General features: G+C 63.0%; 18 protein-coding genes and 1 pseudogene. 3 read left to right on the top strand and 16 right to left on the bottom strand.

Annotated features, from left to right (window positions below):
* Positions 1 to 26: 26 nt before the first annotated feature.
* Both CAF53_RS22440 and CAF53_RS22435 read right to left on the bottom strand, forming a co-directional pair.
* On the bottom strand, positions 27 to 653 hold the full coding sequence (locus tag CAF53_RS22440) for a DJ-1/PfpI family protein (protein ID WP_100237113.1): 627 nt from the start codon (positions 651 to 653) through the stop codon (positions 27 to 29).
* 378 nt (positions 654 to 1,031) lie between these two features.
* Positions 1,032 to 1,970, bottom strand: coding sequence for a Crp/Fnr family transcriptional regulator (locus tag CAF53_RS22435; RefSeq protein ID WP_242443572.1), 939 nt, complete (start codon positions 1,968 to 1,970; stop codon positions 1,032 to 1,034).
* Between the two features lie 87 nt (positions 1,971 to 2,057).
* Between CAF53_RS22435 and CAF53_RS22430 the strand changes: the two genes are divergently transcribed.
* Positions 2,058 to 2,405: a cupin gene (locus CAF53_RS22430; RefSeq protein WP_100237111.1), complete on the top strand. Its 348-nt coding sequence runs from the start codon at positions 2,058 to 2,060 to the stop codon at positions 2,403 to 2,405.
* 41 nt (positions 2,406 to 2,446) lie between these two features.
* Positions 2,447 to 4,699, top strand: a complete 2,253-nt coding sequence (locus CAF53_RS22425) for a nitric-oxide reductase large subunit (RefSeq protein ID WP_100239648.1) — start codon at positions 2,447 to 2,449, stop codon at positions 4,697 to 4,699.
* A gap of 258 nt (positions 4,700 to 4,957) precedes the next feature.
* Here the strand turns inward: CAF53_RS22425 and CAF53_RS29095 are convergent, their stop codons facing one another.
* From CAF53_RS29095 to CAF53_RS22395, 6 genes are all read right to left on the bottom strand, one after another.
* The gene (locus tag CAF53_RS29095) at positions 4,958 to 5,500 is read right to left on the bottom strand and encodes a TetR/AcrR family transcriptional regulator (protein ID WP_197707535.1); all 543 of its coding nucleotides are present in this window, start codon (positions 5,498 to 5,500) and stop codon (positions 4,958 to 4,960) included.
* 168 nt (positions 5,501 to 5,668) lie between these two features.
* Positions 5,669 to 6,133 (bottom strand): hypothetical protein, encoded by a 465-nt coding sequence (locus CAF53_RS22415; RefSeq protein ID WP_100239646.1) that lies wholly within the window; start codon positions 6,131 to 6,133, stop codon positions 5,669 to 5,671.
* 14 nt (positions 6,134 to 6,147) lie between these two features.
* Positions 6,148 to 7,359 carry an NO-inducible flavohemoprotein gene (gene hmpA, locus CAF53_RS22410; protein WP_100239645.1) on the bottom strand — a complete coding sequence of 404 codons (1,212 nt, stop codon included), beginning with the start codon at positions 7,357 to 7,359 and terminating at the stop codon, positions 6,148 to 6,150.
* A 37-nt stretch (positions 7,360 to 7,396) separates the two neighbouring features.
* Positions 7,397 to 7,669: a DUF1971 domain-containing protein gene (locus CAF53_RS22405; protein WP_100239644.1), complete on the bottom strand. Its 273-nt coding sequence runs from the start codon at positions 7,667 to 7,669 to the stop codon at positions 7,397 to 7,399.
* 1 nt (position 7,670) lies between these two features.
* Positions 7,671 to 8,357 (bottom strand): alternative oxidase, encoded by a 687-nt coding sequence (locus CAF53_RS22400; protein ID WP_100239643.1) that lies wholly within the window; start codon positions 8,355 to 8,357, stop codon positions 7,671 to 7,673.
* Positions 8,354 to 8,788: a group III truncated hemoglobin gene (locus CAF53_RS22395; protein ID WP_100239642.1), complete on the bottom strand. Its 435-nt coding sequence runs from the start codon at positions 8,786 to 8,788 to the stop codon at positions 8,354 to 8,356. The genes CAF53_RS22400 and CAF53_RS22395 overlap by 4 nt, the downstream gene beginning before the upstream one ends.
* A 110-nt stretch (positions 8,789 to 8,898) precedes the next feature.
* Between CAF53_RS22395 and CAF53_RS22390 the strand changes: the two genes are divergently transcribed.
* Positions 8,899 to 9,357 carry an Rrf2 family transcriptional regulator gene (locus CAF53_RS22390; protein WP_100239641.1) on the top strand — a complete coding sequence of 153 codons (459 nt, stop codon included), beginning with the start codon at positions 8,899 to 8,901 and terminating at the stop codon, positions 9,355 to 9,357.
* A 57-nt stretch (positions 9,358 to 9,414) separates the two neighbouring features.
* Here the strand turns inward: CAF53_RS22390 and CAF53_RS22385 are convergent, their stop codons facing one another.
* From CAF53_RS22385 to cyoC, 8 genes and pseudogenes are all read right to left on the bottom strand, one after another.
* On the bottom strand, positions 9,415 to 10,665 hold the full coding sequence (locus tag CAF53_RS22385) for a DUF6438 domain-containing protein (protein ID WP_157801340.1): 1,251 nt from the start codon (positions 10,663 to 10,665) through the stop codon (positions 9,415 to 9,417).
* A gap of 221 nt (positions 10,666 to 10,886) precedes the next feature.
* Positions 10,887 to 12,278 (bottom strand): PLP-dependent aminotransferase family protein, encoded by a 1,392-nt coding sequence (locus CAF53_RS22380; protein ID WP_242443571.1) that lies wholly within the window; start codon positions 12,276 to 12,278, stop codon positions 10,887 to 10,889.
* Positions 12,279 to 12,363: 85 nt separating this feature from the next.
* Positions 12,364 to 13,569, bottom strand: coding sequence for an amino acid aminotransferase (locus CAF53_RS22375; RefSeq protein ID WP_197707534.1), 1,206 nt, complete (start codon positions 13,567 to 13,569; stop codon positions 12,364 to 12,366).
* A gap of 11 nt (positions 13,570 to 13,580) precedes the next feature.
* Positions 13,581 to 14,777: an aspartate aminotransferase family protein gene (locus tag CAF53_RS22370; RefSeq protein WP_100239638.1), complete on the bottom strand. Its 1,197-nt coding sequence runs from the start codon at positions 14,775 to 14,777 to the stop codon at positions 13,581 to 13,583.
* The gene (locus tag CAF53_RS22365; RefSeq protein ID WP_100239637.1) at positions 14,777 to 15,943 is read right to left on the bottom strand and encodes a phosphoserine transaminase; all 1,167 of its coding nucleotides are present in this window, start codon (positions 15,941 to 15,943) and stop codon (positions 14,777 to 14,779) included. The genes CAF53_RS22370 and CAF53_RS22365 overlap by 1 nt, the downstream gene beginning before the upstream one ends.
* 57 nt (positions 15,944 to 16,000) lie before the next feature.
* Positions 16,001 to 17,209: pseudogene (locus CAF53_RS22360) on the bottom strand (malic enzyme-like NAD(P)-binding protein); the annotation flags it as partial.
* 167 nt (positions 17,210 to 17,376) lie between these two features.
* Positions 17,377 to 17,748, bottom strand: coding sequence for a cytochrome o ubiquinol oxidase subunit IV (cyoD, locus tag CAF53_RS22355; RefSeq protein WP_100239635.1), 372 nt, complete (start codon positions 17,746 to 17,748; stop codon positions 17,377 to 17,379).
* The gene (gene cyoC, locus CAF53_RS22350) at positions 17,748 to 18,368 is read right to left on the bottom strand and encodes a cytochrome o ubiquinol oxidase subunit III (RefSeq protein WP_100239634.1); all 621 of its coding nucleotides are present in this window, start codon (positions 18,366 to 18,368) and stop codon (positions 17,748 to 17,750) included. The genes cyoD and cyoC overlap by 1 nt, the downstream gene beginning before the upstream one ends.
* Position 18,369: the final 1 nt, after the last annotated feature.

Below are 18,369 nucleotides of genomic sequence, written 5' to 3'. Positions count from 1 at the left end.
CCATCCGCCAGACCGCTATTTCAAGCTCAGGGCACCTGAGGCGTGCGACGCCACGATTCCGCGGGTTCTGGGATCCGCATCAGTTTGCGGATATGATCTGAGTTCGCTTGCGATGTTAGGGTTGTCAGCAGTTCAAAGGCAACCTCGATCGCGGTGCCTGGACCAGTCGAGGTAATCAACGTGCCGTCGACGACAACGGCTTCGTCGACAAACTGCGCTCCATAACCTTCGAGCTGAGCTCGCCGCTTGCCGCCGATCTGGTGATAAACCGTAGCGCGTCGGCCATTCAACACTCCAGCTGCACCCAATGATAGGGATGCGACGCAAACGGCCGCCACGGTTTGCTGCCTCTCCACAAATCTGCGAATAATGTCGGTAAATGGCTGCGACAAAGCGTCGTTATAGAAGCCCGCACCTTCAAATCCCCCTGGAACGGCAACGGCATCAAATCCATCCAGATCAAGGTCTGCCACCAGTGCCTGGGGCAAAACTGAGAATCCGAATGTCGCCTTGAGCGGCGACCGCAAGCCTGCAGAAACGAGCTCTATTCCCTCTTCTCCATCAAGATTCGCCCAGCCGAGAACATCGGTAAATCCGGCTGCTTCCAGGGGCTCAAATCCGTCAGCAAGTAACAATAGAACACGCTTTGTCATCGTACTTCTCTCAAAAAATGCATATTATTCATTATAGGGTATGTTCCGCCATCTATGGTAGTGCTGTAATAGCAGTATTTCGGAATACTGAATTTCATATCTGTGAATAATGAGGGTAATGTTTTCGCCCTTACACTGCCGGCGACACACGTTGATCAGAGGACAGAGAACGCATCCTCCCTCGTGGAAGGACGTCAGTCTCCCTGAGCTCACTTGAACGCTCTGCCTTCTTCAATGCGTGGATATCGGTGACGACGAATCGGAATCCGTCGCGGCTGTTGGTTGTGATAGATGGCGCAATGAACGCAAGGCTGCTGCGGTCTGGTTCATCGAGGCGGAAGGCGCCGCTGGGCTCGGCTTCGCTTGGCATCGGTTGACCTAATGCCCGGCAGCACCGTCGGCGATCTCACGAATCTTATCGAGAGATAGCAGGACCAATTGTTGATTATGGCTCGCAATCAAGCCACGCCGTTCCCACCCTGCAACGACCCGGCTGGCGGTATGGAGCGTAGTGCCGGCAATATCGGCGATATCCTTGCGCCGCAGGGGAAACTCGATCCGGATGCCGTCATTCATTCGTCTTCCGGCTTGGTCGGCTAGCCTTAGCAAGGCCCGCGCGATCCGTCGGTCGACGTTCTGCGTGGCAAGCTCGCGCAACCTTTCCTGCGCTTCGCTCAACCGCGTGCCGAGAATGGCGGTCATATTGATCGCAATCGTGGAATGCTGCCGCATCAGCTCCAGGAGATCGACGGGACTCCAGCTGATCTCGATCGAATCAACCATCGTCGTTGCGTCGGCGGGATAGAGGCCATCAGTCAACAAAGGAACACAACCGAAAATTTCGCCCGGACCAATGAACCGGACCAGTATCTCGCCGCCGTCGCTCCCCGACTGGGTAATCCGGACACTCCCGGACAATAGGGCGTGTGCACGGCCGGCCGGCTGTCCCTGGTCAAAGACCCGTACGTCACGGGGGATATCCCGCTTGCGCGCGATCGCAACCGCTTGCGCTCGCACATCCGGCGGCAACGCCGTGAACAGCGCGATGCCCGAGATCGGATCTGCGCTAACGGGATTCCGAGCAATCATGGCTTCCTTGTAAGAGCGGGTTCGCAAAAGTGGAGCAGTTTGCGCCAGCGCAACCTCGAATCCCTCGACTATGCTAGATTCGGGCTGCGGCTGGAACGAAAACCGTCTAGCGGAAAATAACGGCTGAGGTATCGCAATGCTCTGTCCAGAATGCGGTGAAGTGATCGGATCGGGCCCGCTTGATTTGCGACATCCTGTGTCGTGCGAACGAAACAGCGCTCCGCTCAAGACCGCAACCCAGCGATTTTTTGCGGAACTCTCAAGGCTGATAGGCGGCGTAAGCCGCGCGATGCGCGCAGCGCAGGCGGACTGATTGTGGCGCTGCCGCATTCCCGACCAGGAGAGGTGTTTCGCCTGGCACCGCTCGGCGATAAGACCACACGGACTGTGGCGTTGGCACGCACACCATCCTTCGAGGCCGTTCACCTGGTCATTCGCGCCGGCCAATCAATCGCACCGCACCACGTTGCCGGTTCGATGACGCTTTACTGTATTGCGGGTCATGTACGCTTTGAGGGTAGCACGCCGCCGGAGCTTCGAACCGGCGACTGGCTCTTCCTCGATCCGGGTGCCCCGCACGCGGTAGAAGCGATCGTCGACAGTTCCTTGCTTCTGACGATCATGTTCGATGAATCCCATGGCGGAGGGCCTGAACCGGCCTGAGCGACTGGTACGACGCGGTGGTAACGACAGGGGGGGAAACAGTGGGCGAGTATCGCAAGCTTTGGTGGACTTTGATCGCGGTCCTGGCCGTGACCTTCACGATATTGGGCGTATCGGGCGTTGAAGTCTATCGCAAGGCTCCACCTATCCCCGCCAGGGTCGTCACGCCCTCCGGCTCGGTGCTAATGACCCATGACGACATCCTGGCGGGTCAAGCGGCCTGGCAAAGTACAGGTGGGATGGAACTCGGCTCGATCTGGGGCCACGGCGCCTACCAGGCTCCTGACTGGAGTGCCGACTGGCTCCATCGCGAACTGGTCGCATGGCTGGATCTCGCCGCGTGGGAGACCTACGGCAAGGCGTTCGATACGCTGGGTGTCGAGCAGAAGGCCGCGCTGACCTATCGCCTGCGGCAGGAATATCGCCACAACGGCCATGATGCCGCGACAGGCGTCCTCACGGTGTCGGATCGCCGCGCCCGCGCGATCGCGCTGACTGCCGACCATTATAGCCGGCTCTACGGCAATGATCCCGCGCTTCAGGAGATGCGCGATAATTATGCGATGAAAGAGGGGACGCTCCCAAGCCCGGAAAGCCGCGCCAAGCTCGCCGATTTCTTCTTCTGGACGGCCTGGGCCGCCGCGACGGAACGGCCCGGGACGGTCGCCACCTACACCAACAACTGGCCACCCGAACCGCTGATCGGCAACCAGCCGACGCCGGAGAACATCCTCTGGTCGCTTGCCTGCGTCGTCATCCTGATCGCGGGCGTCGGCACGCTGATCTGGGGCTGGGCGTTCCTGCGCCGTCACGACGATACGCCGCTCGTCGCGGCGGACAGGGACCCGCTGACGCTGGCCGCGCTCACCCCGTCGCAGCGATCGCTCGGCAAATATCTGTTCGTCGTCGCCGCGCTGTTCATCTTCCAGGTTTTCATCGGCGGCTTCACCGCGCACTACACGATCGAAGGACAAAGCTTCTACGGCATCGATGTCTCGCAATGGTTTCCCTATGCGCTGACCCGCACCTGGCATGTGCAGAGCGCGATACTATGGATCGCGACGGCGTTCCTCGCCGCCGGTCTGTTTCTTGCGCCGGTGATCAACGGCGGTGACCCCAAGTATCAGAAGCTCGGCGTCGACATCCTGTTCTGGGCGCTGATCCTTGTCGTCGCCGGATCCTTCATCGGCAATTTTCTAGCGCTCTCGCATGCCTTGCCTGCCAATCTCAGTTTCTGGTTCGGGCATCAGGGATATGAGTTCCTCGACCTGGGCCGCGTATGGCAGATCGCACTGTTCGGCGGGCTGCTGTTCTGGCTTACGTTGATGCTGCGCGGCATGCTGCCGGCGCTGCGCGCGAAGGATGGAGGCGACAAAAGCCTGCTGGCGCTGCTCACCGTCTCCACCGTCGCGATCGGTCTCTTCTACGGCTCGGGACTGTTCTACGGCGAGCGCACCCACATCACGATCATGGAATATTGGCGCTGGTGGGTGGTCCACCTGTGGGTGGAGGGCATTTTCGAAGTGTTCGCCACCGCTGCGATCGCCTTCATCTTCGCCTCCATGGGCCTGGTGTCACGGCGGATCGCGACCGCCGCCAGCCTCGCTTCGGCCTCCTTGTTCATGGTGGGCGGCGTGCCTGGCACTTTCCACCACCTTTATTTTTCGGGCACGACCACGCCCATCCTGGCGGTCGGCGCGGCGTTCAGCGCGCTTGAGGTGGTGCCGCTGATCGTGCTCGGCTACGAAGCATGGGAGCGCTGGAGCCTGCGCAATCACGCCCCCTGGATGCGCGCGATGCGCTGGCCGCTGATGTGCTTCATCGCGGTCGCCTTCTGGAACATGCTGGGTGCCGGCGTCTTCGGCTTCATGATCAACACGCCGGTCGCACTGTTCTACCTTCAGGGGCTGAACACGACCGCGGTCCACGCCCACGCGGCGCTGTTCGGAGTCTATGGCTTCCTGGCGCTCGGGTTCACCCTTCTGGTGCTGCGCTACATCAGGTCCGACATCGCCTTCAACGAGCGGCTGATGCAGACCGGCTTCTGGGGGTTGAACGCGGGGCTAGTGCTGATGATCTTCACCAGCCTGCTTCCGGTTGGCCTGTTCCAGTTCGAAGCCAGTGTCACCACCGGCATGTGGTATGCGCGCAGCGACGCGTTCCTCCAGCAAGGCTTTCTTGAGACGCTGCGCTGGATCCGTACCTTTGGCGACGTGGTGTTCATCGCAGGCGCCATAGCAGTCGCGTGGCAGATCGTGATCCTCGGGCTGTGGCGTCAGGGCACGCGGACATAGCCAAGAAGGGCGGTCAAAGGGTGGGCGTGCAGGGGAGGACTGTCCCAAGCCGTCTCTACAGGTCATGCCCTCATAGGCGTGAAGCAAAATCTACGAATGGGTGCTCGAATCGGTCGAACATCCCGTTCCCGGACCGAGGGCGCAGTCCAACGCACTTGCCCAACTTGAAAGACCTCATGGTGCCGGGCTGAAGGAGGGTACGCCAGATCACAGCTGATCTAGGGCGTCATACCCTTCAAGTTGGGTTCCATGCAGATCCTATCGAAGCTGCTGCGAGATGCAGCTAAGGGCCATCTTCGTGGTTGCGCACAAGGTTTCTCGAAGATCGCCGGACTTGGCCTGAAGTGCCAGACCACCACAAACCGAGATGACGAAATGGGCGAGTACCTCTGGTGCGGCGTTGTCGACGAGTTCATCCTTCGCAAGCGCGGCTTCGAAGCGTCGACGCAATACGCCTTCATAATAGGCGCGGTAATTCACGAGCTTCTGCCGGATCGTCTCATGTTCCGGTGCGCATGCAATCGCACCATTCAAGGTCAGGCAGCCCAGTGGCGTGTCGGGGTCGGCGATAACCTCGATGAACCGACAGATAAACGTCTCGATCGCAATCTCGATCGAAGGAATTTCGAGTGCCTGTTCCACGAATTCGAGATGCTGTCGTCGGTAGCGTTCGAGAGTCTGGCCGAACAATTCCTCCTTGCTCGCGAACACCCGATAGAGGCTCGGCCGTTCGATTCCGATCGCCGCAGTGAGATCGGACAGCGAGGTCCCTTCGTAACCCTTGAGCCAGAATTCGCGCATGGCGGTGTCGAGGGCTTCGTCTATGTCGAACTGCCGTTTACGGCCCACTTTTACCAACGCCTTTCGTGCCGGGAATCGAGACCTCTCGTTTACCCGCTCGGCACGGCAAAAGGATGGCGATTTATGGCAGGCCTATGCTGCTCGAACGCAACTGATACCGGGATGCGATCACATCAGTCCGTGGCTGCCGGCCACCGCTCCCAGTAGCGCGATGAGCGAGAGGGCAAGCAGCAGGCGGTGCATGCGTTCCATCCGCATGAAGTCCGCGGCGGGTGAAGCGGAACGCCTCATGCGATCGTGAAGGAATAGCGGCTCGACGATGAAAAGCATGAGAGCGAAGATCGCCCAGACTCCGACCATGGCATGCATCCACCAGAAATGGGGATCGGCGAACCGACCCCACATTTCGAACCGATAGACCATCCAGAGACCTGACGTGCCCGCGAGCAGCACCCATAGGCGTGCCTGTCCGGCAAACCGCCCTTCGATCCGGTGAAAGGCGGCGAGCCGGCAGTCTGGATCGTGATCGTGGCGAATGGACGGCATCACCACGCAAGTCACGAAGCCCACGCCGCCGATCCACAGCAGGATCGCCAGGACATGCAGCGCGCGAGCGACAATGACATCGTCCATCCGAATCTTCCCAATCAGGCGGCCAGCAATTCGTCGGCGGGGCCGAAGAACTCGTAGTGGATACGGTCGGACGGCACTCCGGCAAGGGACAACGCCGATACAGCCGCGCGCAGGAACGGACGCGGGCCGCAGATATAGTAATCCGCCTCCGCGACGGGAGTGCTGGCAATCAACCACTCGTCGGTTATGATCCCGGCTCGGTCATAATCCTGGCCTGCCAGCTCGCCGACCAGTGGCGTCTGGTGGAAGTCGGTCACTTGCACGACCGTCCCGCCGTTCACCAACTCGCGAACATGGTCGCGCATCGCGTGTGTATCGCGGTCATGGGTTCCGTGAATATAGTGGGCGGGCGTGCCCGGATACCTCTCGACCAGCGTCTCGAGCATCGCGACCATCGGGGTCAGACCGACACCGCCCGACAGAAGGACAACAGGGCGTTCGGGATGCTCGGCAAGAAAGAACTCGCCGGCCGGCGGCGAGACCTTGAGGATCGTCCCCGGCTTCGCGTGATCGTGCAGCCAGATCGAGGCCAGCCCGTGCGGCTCGCGCTTCACCGAGATGCGATAGAACTCGCCGTTGGGCGCGTTCGAGATCGAGTAGTTGCGCTTAATCGGGGGATGCCCCGGAATCTCGAACCAGAAGGTCAGATACTGCCCTGCTTTGTGGCGGATGACTGCGCGACCGTCGACCGGACGCAGGATGAAGGAACTGATCACGCTGCTCTCGCGGATCACCTCCTCGACGCGGAAATCGCGCCAGCCGGTCCAGCCGCCTTCGGCGGTCTCATGCTCGCGATAGATGTTCGCTTCGCGCGCCATTAGAACCTTGGCTAGGAACCAATAGGCATCGCCCCAGGCCGCCAGGATTTCCTCCGTCGCAGCCTCGCCGAGCACGGCCTTGATGGCACCGAGCAGTGCTTCTCCGACGTGCGGATAATGCTCGGGCAAGATCTGGAGGCCGACATGCTTCTGCGCGATCCGCTCGACCGCGGGCGCGAGCGCCGTGAGATTGTCGATATTGCTGGCATAGGCGAGGATCGCCGCCGTCAGTGCGCGCGGCTGAGCGCCCGCGGCATCCTGATGCGACTGGTTGAACAGGTCGCGGATCTCTGGGTTCTCGAACATGCGGGCGTACATCTCGCGCACGATCTCGAGCCCGCTGGCTTCGAGTGCGGGTACGGTGGCCTTGACGAGCGCGATCGTGCGCTCGTTGATTGTCTGCGACATCAACGTCTCCTGTGACGGGTTGGAAAGGAAAGTAGGTTCAGCCGGTCGGCAACTGATCGTAGAAATCGACCCGCATCCTCATCGGTCCAATCGGCTCGACGAAATGCGGTTGCTGAGGAAGGACCAATCCCGGTGTCTCGGGATCGAGAAGGATTTCGGACGACGGGTCGAGATAGGTGAGCCGCAACTGCCCCTCGATCACCCGCACCAAACCCCACACGCCGGCCTTGGTGTTGTGCCGACCACGCAATGCAACCGGCAATGTGTCCTGGTCGAAGACCGGCGTGGACCGATAGGGCAGGGCGGCCATGTCAGGCGGCCAGCCGGATGTCTTCGGCGTGCGTGGGGTAAGGAGCCACGCCAGCGGCGGTGTCCAAGCCTGCCAGTTCGCTCGCGAAGCCGTGGTTCACATCACGATGATGCGCTTCGTCCGCGCGCACTACCAGCACGACGTCCCGCAGCGTGGCGTTATCCGGTAGCTTCCAATAGTGTCGTGCGATCGTCGGCGCCGGCACATTAGGGCTGCGACCCTCATCGATCTCCTTGAGAAAGTGCGTATAGCTGATCACCGCTTCTTCCTCGAAATAGCCGACGATGCGGTGCGCGGTCCGAGGGCTGACGAGGTAGAGCGCGAAGAAGGCGAGATAGAAGACCCACTGAACGCCAAGAATGACCAGCCGCTCGAACAGGGTCGGTTTGGCGATCTCGATGAAAGTCATCAGATGCATGCGCTCATTCTCCGCTTCCTCCATCAAGGTGCGGATCCAGCCCTTGTCGTCGCACATCCGGCGTAGGCATTTGAGGTGGTTGATCGTCGCGCCGACCATGCCCGGCACGGCGGCAACCGTCTCCAGCACGATCGCGCGATGACCGTAGCGCTTGGCGAAGAACGTATCGGCGCAAAAGCGCAATACCTTGGTGAAACCGAGCGCGATGCGGTCGCGCAGGTCGCGCGGCTGGTGATGGACCGTAAGGTCGACAAGAGGGATGTCGGTCATGACAGGACGCTCCTTTTGAGATGGTCCGTCGCTGGGGCGGGCCGAGGAACCGGTCGGCGATCCGGCCGGAAAAACAGAGCAAGCTGCAGGCTCTCGGCGATGCGAGCTGCCTTCGCCTGTAACGCAGCCGCGGCGCGAGCTGTCATCTGCTCGTTCGTGACCTCCGCCCACAGCGTGAGCCAGCGCTCGAACAGCGCGGGGGCCAGGCGATGCTGGTGTTTCTTGTGCGCTGGCACCGGCTGGCCTTTGTATCGGCCGGTGGTCAGCATCACCGACGACCAGAAGGAAACCAGCTTGTCGAGATGCTCCGGCCAGTCCTCGATCGCGTCGTTGAAAATCGGTCCGAGTTCGGCGTCGACGCGAATGCGCGCATAAAAGGCGTCGATCAACCTTTCCAGCCCTGCTTCGTCGATCTCCGGGACGCCGTCCACGACTCATGCTCCAATCATGTATCAAGGATGCATCTATCCCTCGACTTTGAAACATGCAACAAGAATACCTAATTTGAGGCGAGCCGTTTTTTGGCCTCGCGGGAGCAGGCATGAAGCTGACGCTATTCACGGATTACTCGATGCGCGTGCTGCTCCATCTCGGCGCGCAGCCCGAGCGGCTGTGCTCGATCGCCGAGGTAGCGCGGGCCTATGGCATCTCGCAGAACCACCTGATGAAGGTGGTCAACGAATTGGCGCGCTCGGGCTATGTCGAGACCGTGCGTGGCCGCTTCGGGGGCATCCGCCTCGGGCGAGCACCGGAAGACATAAATATCGGCGCGCTGGTCCGCCACACCGAGGACGGATTCGATCTGGTCGACTGCGGGAGCTGCGTCATCGCGCCGGCCTGTGGCCTCACGGGCGTTCTCAAGGAGGCGCTTTCGGCCTTTCTCGGCGTATTGGACCGATACACTCTCGCAGACCTTATGACCAAGCGAGAGGATCTAGGCCGGCTGCTGGCGGGCATGGCATTGGCTGCGAACCCCGACGTACCGGTATCGCCGATCTAGACGAGGTCCGGCCAAGCTTCCTCTCGCTTGTCCAAGCCGTCCCACCCTGTTTTGAACTTAGCGCTCAGCTGTGGTGATGTGCGATGCGAGCCAGGCGGCGACCTTCGGCATACGGCGCGCCTTGGTCTCCTCGAGCAGCGTCCGGTTGCTATCGAAGCCATAGTTCCCGACAGGACTTGCTCCTGCCTCGATCAGCCGGATGACGATATCATCGGTCCAGCTTCCGAAGATCATGCTGAGGCCCTCGCGGTCCTTGATCGTGGCATCCGCCCCATGCTGAAGGAGCAGGTCGAGCAGCGCGACATTCTCGACACCGTAGAGGCTATTTCGCCCAAGGCTGTCGATCCGGTTCGGGTTTGCGCCCTTCGCGATCAACCGCTCGGCGGCAGCAAGCCTGCGGGTCTCGTCCTTGCAGCCGTAGCTGGTCCCGAGCTTCATGAGCGCTGTCCCGCCCTGGGCCTCCCGGGCATCCGCATTCGGATTGATCGTTTCTGGCGCGTCGATGTCGACGCCCGCACTCGCGACCGCGTCGACGAGATCGGCCGAGCAGCCGCCGGCGTTCTGCGCGAACAGCTGCGCGGCCGCATCCTTGCCCAGCCGGTCGAGCCAGCCGGTAGAGGCGAGCCGCGAGAAGAGCTTCGGGCGCCCGGCCTTGATCGAACCCTCCAGCAAACGGATGCCGGCAGGCGCTTCATCGCCGCCCGGCTGAGAGGTCGAGCCGTCGCGGCCAACCGGAACGCTCAGTGGCGCGCCACGGTCGAATAGGGCGACCAGCAGATCTTCGTCGGCATTCCCTTGCACCCCTTCGACCAAAAGCTCCGCTGCATCCGCCGAAGCAAAATCGAAATGCTCATTCTCGAGCAGCGGAATGAGCGCCTGCGTGCCGCGCACCCAGCGGGCCGTTCCCGCCAGTTCGTCCACCGCTTTCTCGAGATCCGTGACCGCCGCCGGCATGCCGACCTCACGCCCGACATAGTCCTCGACCGTCTTGTGCCGTTTGCCCATGTCGAGCGTCAGCGTATAGGTCGGATGATCGGTGACGCTTGCCCGGTATTGGTTGCGAAGCCCGAAGAAATTCGCGGCCTGGAACCGATCGAACAGGACGGCGACCGCCCTGGGATCTACCCGGTCCTCATGGGTGCCTGGCAAGAAGACGCCGCGCACCGGAGCGAACTTGCGATGAAGGCCGGCGACGCGATCGGTGGGCGAGGTTTCGGTGGTGAAAACGATGCGCCCGTCCCCATGGATCGTGACCTTATAGTCAGGGCAGATGCCTAAGCAGGCCGACCGCTGCAGGGTGATTTTCATATCTTCAAGCTCACTCCGCGAAGTGTCCCGGACAACATGTCGCGCCGGCGCTGCTTCGGCCGCATTCGCGCTGAAAGCCAGCGTCAATAGAAACGCGCAGCCAATCTGCTTCATGATTGTCATATGGCCCTTACCCTGCTCCGCTCTTGCATCCATTTCGGGCTACCAGGTCGTGAATTGCCCCACGATTAAGAAGTCCCGATGAACTCGTCTCGAGAACGTTAGACGATCGCCTTTGTCGTCAACGAGGGCTGGGCCATCAGCCCAGCCAAAAGGGACAAGCCGTCCTTGAGTACGTCGCGGTCCGGCGCCGAACCAAGCGAGACCCGCACGGCTTCGACCGGATCCGGCGTCACTGAGAAGGTCGATCCTGGGACGACGGCGACGCCGCTGCGCTCGGCATGGTCAGCGAACGCGGCAGCGCGCCAATGAGACGGCATATGCAGCCATAGATGGTGCCCATCGGGGTCGGCTGCGAAATTCTCCTCGCCGATGATCGCCGCCGCCATGTGTTGCCGTTCCGCATTCTCGGTCCTTATGGCGGCCACGATTTCAGTCAGGGTGCCTTCCCGGATCCAACGGGTGGCGAGCGCCGCGAGCAGCGGGGAAGCCATCAGTGTCGTGGTCCGGATTGCCCGCGCCAGCCGTTGGGCGTCCATCTCGCTAGGTGCGACGACATGGGCGATCCTGAGCGACGGCGTCGCGCATTTCGAGAGCGTGGCGACATGCCATGTGATGTCGCTCGCGAGCCTCGCAAATGCGGGAAGCGTTAGCTTCCGCAGAGGCGCATAAGGGTCGTCCTCGATGATGGCGATCTTATGCTTGCGGGCGATGTCCGCGATCCGCTGCCGCCGCTCCTCCGACAACGTTGCGGTGGTCGGGCTGTCGATCGAGGGTACGACATAGAGGACCACCGGCGCCCGGGCTCGGCAAACTTCCTCGAAGGCCTCGGGAACGATCCCGCCCGTATCCATAGCGACAGGGGCCGTTACGAGGCCCTTCTGTCCGATCACCGATTTCAACCCTGGATAGGTGACCATGCCGGTGGCAATGACATTTCCCGCGCGTAGCAGCGTTTCGCAGATGGCATAGAGCGCACTTTGCGCGCCGCTGACGACGAGAAGCCGATCAGGCGAGACTGCGCCAAGGCGCGGGGCGAGCCAAGCGGCTGCGGCAAGCCGATCCCGCACACCTCCGGTGCTGGTCTGATATTGAAGATGCGCCAAGCTGCGGGGGCCGGCGAGAACATGGCCGATCCCGGCCGTGATTTCCTTCTGCAGGTCGACCGCAGACGGCTGGGGCGGCACGTTCATGCTGAGATCGACCAACGGCGCGCCGGCAAGACGGCCAGGTTGCCAATCCCTCACATCCGCACCCCGTACAAAAGTGCCGCGGCCCGCCCGCGCATCGACCAATCCGCGGCGCCGTGCTTCGTTGAATGCGCGCGTGACCGTCGTGAGGTCGACGCCGAGCGCATCGGCGATCATCCGTTGCGGCGGCAGCCGATCGCCGACCCGTATCCGGCCCGAGCGGACATCTGCCTCCAGGGCTTCCACAATGCCCAGATATTTCATCCGGGCGTTCTCGGCGATTCTTGGGCGCCACAGGCTCATCTTAGGCGACACCGATTGGAAAGGATGCGCGCGGCGCGGCGGGCAGGCGGAGCCGATGAACATGTGCGTGCAAGATGCAGCCCACTCAGTGCGGCGATTTGCGGATGGTGAGGATGGACTCGACGAAAGCGTCGATCCTCGCCACCGGAAGACCCGCCACATTGATCCGACCGTCCTCGACGATATAGATTCCAAATGCTGCACGGGCCTCCTCGATCTGCGCTCGCGACAGTTTCAATAGTGAGAACATCCCAAAGCCGTAAGCGAGATAGGCGAACTCGTCGCTGCCGGAGGCCTGAAGAAACGCTTCCGCGAGACGTGCCCGCTTCTCGTTCATATCCTCGCGGATCGACGTCAGCTCGTCATGCCAGTTGGTCAACAGGTCGACGTCCTCGAGGATGGTGCGGACGATCGCCGCACCATGGTCGGGGGGCATCGAGTAGATGGTGCGGGCATGAACCGTCATGCGTGCGGCCGCGATCTCCGCCTCACGAGGGTTCCGCGCCAGCACCAGCGCACAGCCCACACGCTCCGAGTACAGCCCGAAATTCTTCGAGCAGGACGATGCGGCAAGCAACTCCGGCAGGCGCGCCGCCAGGATACGGAGCCCTCGGGCATCTTCGTCCAGCCCGCGTCCAAACCCCTGATAGGCGATATCGACGAACGGGATCAGATCGCGCTCGAGAAAGAGCGTCGCGAGCGTCCGCCACTGGGCCTCGTCCAAGTCGGCACCGCTTGGATTGTGGCAGCATCCGTGCAGGAGAACCACGTCGCCGGGCGTCGCGCTCCCCAGCCGGTCACAGAGAGAGTCGAACCGTACGGTCGACTGCTCGGTATCGTAATAGGGGTAGTAAGCCGTCTTCAAACCAACGGCCGCGAAGATAGCCTGATGGTTCAGCCAGGTCGGGCTGGGCAACCATACGGTCGCCTTCGGCCTCGCCTCGGCAAGGAGCTGTGCCAGGATCCGCAGCGCCCCCGTCCCGCCGGGCGCCTGCAGCGAAGCGATCCTGCTCGCTTCCGTCGCGGCGCCGAACGTCACATCGAGCATGGCGGCGGCAAATTGCCGGTCGCCGCGCGCACCGACATACCGCTTGGTCGTCCTGCTTGCCAGCAACTGGCGCTCGGCCTGCTTTACGCTCAGCATGATGGGCGTCTCGCCTGCCTCGTCCTTGTAGACCCCGATGCCCAGGTCGAGCTTGTTGGGCCGGGTGTCTGCGGCGAACAGGCTGCCGAGCGCGAGAATGGGGTCGGCTGGAGGCGGCTGCAACGCCGCGAGCAACGGTTGTGACATCTTGAACCTTCTTACGCGGCAATGTCGGCAGGGTTGGACAGGGCGAGCGCGGCCGCGTGCAATCGGACGACCAGCTCCTTCGCATCGGGTATCGACAGGGTGAGCGGGGGCAGGATGCGCAGGACATCGTCGCCGGCGACGACGCTGAGCACGCCCTGATCGCGAACGGCCATCATGACCTCACGGACCGGACGCCTGCACTTGAGGCCAAGGAGCAATCCCTCGCCGCGTGCACATTCGAAAAGCTCAGGATAGCTTGCGGCCAAGTCGTCGAGTTTGATGCGCAGTTGCTCTCCGGTCCGGCGCACAGTCTCGATGAAACCCGGTTCCAGCATGATGTCGAGCACCTCACTGGCCACCGCCATGGCCAGCGGATTTCCGCCGAAGGTGCTGCCATGCGTACCCGGTGTCATGCCGGCCGCCGCCGCTTCCGTGGCGAGACATGCCGCCACCGGGAACCCATTGCCCAGGCCCTTGGCGCTGGCGAGGATATCCGGCGTGACCCCGGATGCCTGGTAGGCGAACAGATGACCTGTCCGGCCGATTCCCGTCTGCACCTCGTCGAGAACCAGCAACAGGCCATGGCGGTCGCAGAGAGCTCGAATGCGGGCGAGTGCACCCTCGGCAAGCGTGCGGACGCCGCTCTCGCCCTGGACCGGCTCGATCAGGACGCCGGCCGTCTCCGGCCCACAAGCCGCGGCAAGTGCGTCGAGATCGCCGAAGGGAACCTGATCAAAGCCGTCGACGGGTGCGCCGAAGCCCTCGAGATATTTTGCCTGACCACCAGCCGCTACGGTGGCCAGCGTGCGTCCGTGGAAGGCTCCTTCGAAGGTCACGAGCCGCCACCGCTCCGGGCGTCCGTTCACATGGTGATAGCGCCGCGCTGTCTTGATCGCGGTCTCGACCGCCTCGGCGCCCGAATTGTTGAAGAACACGCGATCCGCGAAGGTGGCGGCGCACAGCTTCTCGGCGAGCTGTTCCTGCTGGGGAATCCGGTACGCGTTCGAGACGTGCCAGAGCTTCGCGGCCTGGCGCGTGACCACGTCGACCAAGCGGCGATGCGAGTGGCCCAACCCGGTGACCGCGATGCCGGTGGCGCAATCGAGATAGCGCTGACCATCGGCGGTGAAGAGCCAGGCACCGTCGCCGCGCTCGAACGCGAGATCGGCCCGCGAGAAGCAAGGATAGAGGAAGTCGTGTCCGTCCATCAGGCGACCTCCTCTCCGATGGTGACGCGCGCATAGGCGAAGGAAAGCCACTCGAGGGCGATGGCGAGATCGGCGGTCTCGACGGTCGCGCCAGCCCAGAAGCGGAACCCCGGCGGCGCCGTGCGATAGGCGCCGATGTCGTATGCGACGCCCTCCTTGTCGAGGAACGCCACGATCGCCGACGCTGTCCTGGCCTGGAGCGCGGGATCGGCGGCCAGCGCCGGATCCACGATCTTGAGGCAGATGGAGCTCGGCGAGCGAATTTCGAGACGCTCGACCAGGAACCCGCACCAGGGGTTGCGTGCCACCCATTCCGCGACGCACGCGGCATTCGCCTCGCAGCGCCGGATCAGCTCGGGGAGCCCACCGATCGCCTGCGCCCAGCGCAGGCCGTCGATCGCGTCCTCGACCGCGAGCAGGGACGGGGTGTTGATCGTGCTCCCCTGGAAGAAGGCTTCATTGACCTTGCCGCCCGACTTCATGCGGAACAGCTTCGGCATCGGCCATGCCGGCGTGTAGCTTTCGAGGCGCTCGATGGCTCGCGGACTCATGACGATGATGCCATGCGCACCTTCGCCGCCGAGGATTTTCTGCCACGACCAGGTCGTCACATCGAGCTTTTCCCAGGGCAGCTCCATCGCGAACGCCGCCGACGTCGCGTCGCAGATCGTGAGCCCGCCGCGATCGTCGGGGATCCAGTCACCGTTCGGCACCCGCACGCCCGAGGTGGTCCCGTTCCAGGTGAAGACGAGGTCGCGATCCGGATCCCATTGGTTGAGGTCGGGGAGTTCGCCATAGGGTGCCGTGAACGTCCGGCAGTCGGCCAGCTTCAGCTGATTGGTGGCATCGGTGATCCAATCCTGGCCGAAGCTCTCCCAGGCGGCTACGTCGACGCCGCGCGGGCCGAGCAAGCTCCACATCGCCATTTCGACCGCGCCGGTGTCGGACGCCGGCGTGATCGCAATCCGGTGGGTGTCCGGGATGCCGAGCACGGCCCGCGTCAGCTCGATCGCCTCACGCAGCTTGGCCTGGCCGGGCTTCGAGCGATGCGAACGCCCGGTCAGGGCGCCTTCGAGCGCGGCGAGCGTCCAGCCGGGGCGCTTCGCGCAGGGACCGGACGAGAAATTGGGAGTTGCGGGGCGTACAGCCGGAGCGGTGGCGTTCATGGGCAATATCTCCAGGCAAGATCAGGAGGCGAGGGGCACAGCGTCGCGGAGGCGACGCGCGAGGGCTTCGGCATAGGCTGCGAGATCGGCGATCGGCCGCGTGGCGACGCCGCTCGCGGCCGCGGCGCCGGCCACAGCCGGCGCAATGCCAATTGCAAGTCGTGGATCGAACGGGGATGGAATGAGCGGCGTATGCGCGGTTTCAACCCCTTCGCTGGCCAGCGCGGCCAGCGCGTGAACGGCCGCCAGCTCCATCCCCTTGGTGATCTCGGTCGCGCCGCAATCGAGCGCCCCCCGGAAGATGTGCGGGAAGCACAGGACATTGTTGACCTGGTTGGGGAAGTCGGACCGGCCAGTGCAGATCATCGCATCGCCGCGCACCTGCTGCACGAGCCCGGGCATGATCTCGGGGATCGGATTGGCGAGCGCCATGATCAGCGGGTCGCGGGCCATCCGGGCGACCATGTCGGCCTTGAGGACGCCGGCCGCCGACAAGCCGAGAAAGATGTCGGCCCCGTCGATCGCCTCGGCCAGCGTGCGCAGATCCGTGTCGCGCGCATGGGCACGCTTCCAGGGATCCATGAGCCCGGTGCGCCCGGAATGGACGACGCCCATAAGGTCGGTGACGGTGATGTTCTCGCGGCGCGCGCCAAGCGCGATCAGCAGATCCAGGCAGGCAAGCGCTGCCGCACCGGCGCCCGAAGTGACGATCCTGGCCTGTGCGATAGTCTTGCCGGCGCGGCGCAGCGCATTCAGGACCGCCGCCGATACGATGATCGCAGTGCCATGCTGGTCGTCATGGAAGACGGGAATCCCCATCCGATCGCGCAATCGCCTCTCGATCTCGAAGCATTCCGGCGCCTTGATGTCCTCAAGGTTGATGCCGCCGAATGTCGGCTCGAGCGCGGCGATGACCGTGACGATCTCCTCGACGCTGCGCGACGAGATCTCTAGGTCGAACGCATCGATATCGGCGAACCTCTTGAACAGGACGGCCTTGCCTTCCATCACCGGCTTCGAGGCGAGGGGGCCGATGTCGCCGAGACCAAGAACAGCGCTGCCATTCGAGATGACCGCGACCAGATTGCTGCGTCCGGTGAGCTGCACCGCTTCGGACTCGTCCGCATGGATCGCCATGCAGGCCGCAGCGACACCGGGCGAATAGGCGAACGAGAGATCGTCGAGCCCGACGAGCGGCTTGGTCGGCTGGATCTGGAGCTTACCGGGCCGCGGGTAGCGGTGATAGTCGAGCGCGCCCGATAACAGCCGTTCGGAAAGGGTATCCTCGCTGGGCGACGCGGCGAGGGCATTGGTCACAGTCTGGGGCATGGAAATCCACCTCCTTGGGCGATGCGGCCCGTGGCCGCATCACCTGCTTCGATTGTTCTCAAGGGTAGGTCCATCCGCCCCGATGGACGTTGATCTTTCGAGCGTCAGTCCTTCGCGCGGGCCCTTTCCACGCTCATCTGCATCGGCATCATGTTGGTGTTGGCGTTGTGCATCACCCACAAGGATCCTGCGACGATGATCGCGATCAGCATGCCTGTGAGGACGAAGATCACCGTGTTGTTGCGCTGCTCCGGCGCGGAGCCGAGATGCAGGAAGAGCACGAGCTGGACGATCAGCTGCACGACCGCCAGCACGACGATCGCCGGCAGGATGCGGTCGTGCGGGACCATGCCGCTCATCACCGCCCCGAACGACAGTCCGGTCAGGACCAGACAGACGATAAAGCCGATCGTGTAGGAAGCGAGGGTTCCGTGAGACGCCTCACGATGCGCGGCGCGCGTGGGGGAGACGGACATCAGAGAACTCCGTGCAGGTAGACGAAGGTGAACACGCAGATCCAGATCAGGTCGAGGAAGTGCCAGAACAGGCTGAGGCAGGCGAGGCGGCGGCGGACCACCGCGTCGAGCCCGAAACGCCTTGTCTGGTCGATCATCACGGCAAGCCAGATCAGGCCCGAGGTGACGTGCAGGCCGTGCGTGCCTACAAGCGTGAAATAGGCGGACAGGAACGCGCTGCGCCCCGGCCCCGCGCCCTCGGCGATAAGGTGCGCGAACTCATTCACCTCCATCGCGATGAAGGCGGCGCCGAACAGGAAGGTGATCGCCAGCCAGCGGATCACCTTGCGGGTGCGCGCCGCGTGCAGGTTCAGCATCGCCATGCCGAAGGTGAAGCTGCTGATCAGCAGCAACACGGTCTCGGCCGCGACATAGGGCAGGTCGAACAGCTCGCGGCCGGTGGGGCCGCCGGCATAACTTTCCGCCAGCACGCCGAACGTCGCGAACAGGCTGCAAAAGATGAGGCAGTCGCTCATCAGGTAGATCCAGAAACCGAGAACGGTCGTGGATCCGCTGTCATGTCCGTGGTCGTGGCCGTGCGGGTGATGGCCGCCGGAGACGGCGGGTGAGTGCATGTTCATG

The sequence above is a fragment of the Sphingobium sp. LB126 genome (assembly GCF_002795205.1).
GTDB classification, from domain to species: domain Bacteria; phylum Pseudomonadota; class Alphaproteobacteria; order Sphingomonadales; family Sphingomonadaceae; genus Sphingobium; species Sphingobium chungbukense.
This window is presented reverse-complemented; position numbering and strand designations above follow the sequence as displayed.

Coding starts and splice junctions, on each gene's coding strand:
- cyoD (WP_100239635.1), bottom strand. CDS start 17,748: ATGTCCGTCTCCCCCACGCGCGCCGCGCATCGTGAGGCGTCTCACGGA.
- CAF53_RS22440 (WP_100237113.1), bottom strand. CDS start 653: ATGACAAAGCGTGTTCTATTGTTACTTGCTGACGGATTTGAGCCCCTG.
- hmpA (WP_100239645.1), bottom strand. CDS start 7,359: ATGTCGCAGACAATCAACGAGCGCACGATCGCGCTCGTCAAGGCCACC.
- CAF53_RS22370 (WP_100239638.1), bottom strand. CDS start 14,777: ATGGACGGACACGACTTCCTCTATCCTTGCTTCTCGCGGGCCGATCTC.
- CAF53_RS22365 (WP_100239637.1), bottom strand. CDS start 15,943: ATGAACGCCACCGCTCCGGCTGTACGCCCCGCAACTCCCAATTTCTCG.
- CAF53_RS22415 (WP_100239646.1), bottom strand. CDS start 6,133: ATGGACGATGTCATTGTCGCTCGCGCGCTGCATGTCCTGGCGATCCTG.
- CAF53_RS22385 (WP_157801340.1), bottom strand. CDS start 10,665: ATGAAAATCACCCTGCAGCGGTCGGCCTGCTTAGGCATCTGCCCTGAC.
- CAF53_RS22375 (WP_197707534.1), bottom strand. CDS start 13,569: ATGTCACAACCGTTGCTCGCGGCGTTGCAGCCGCCTCCAGCCGACCCC.
- CAF53_RS22380 (WP_242443571.1), bottom strand. CDS start 12,278: ATGAGCCTGTGGCGCCCAAGAATCGCCGAGAACGCCCGGATGAAATAT.
- CAF53_RS29095 (WP_197707535.1), bottom strand. CDS start 5,500: ATGCGCGAATTCTGGCTCAAGGGTTACGAAGGGACCTCGCTGTCCGAT.
- CAF53_RS22390 (WP_100239641.1), top strand. CDS start 8,899: ATGAAGCTGACGCTATTCACGGATTACTCGATGCGCGTGCTGCTCCAT.
- CAF53_RS22400 (WP_100239643.1), bottom strand. CDS start 8,357: ATGACCGACATCCCTCTTGTCGACCTTACGGTCCATCACCAGCCGCGC.
- CAF53_RS22405 (WP_100239644.1), bottom strand. CDS start 7,669: ATGGCCGCCCTGCCCTATCGGTCCACGCCGGTCTTCGACCAGGACACA.
- cyoC (WP_100239634.1), bottom strand. CDS start 18,368: ATGAACATGCACTCACCCGCCGTCTCCGGCGGCCATCACCCGCACGGC.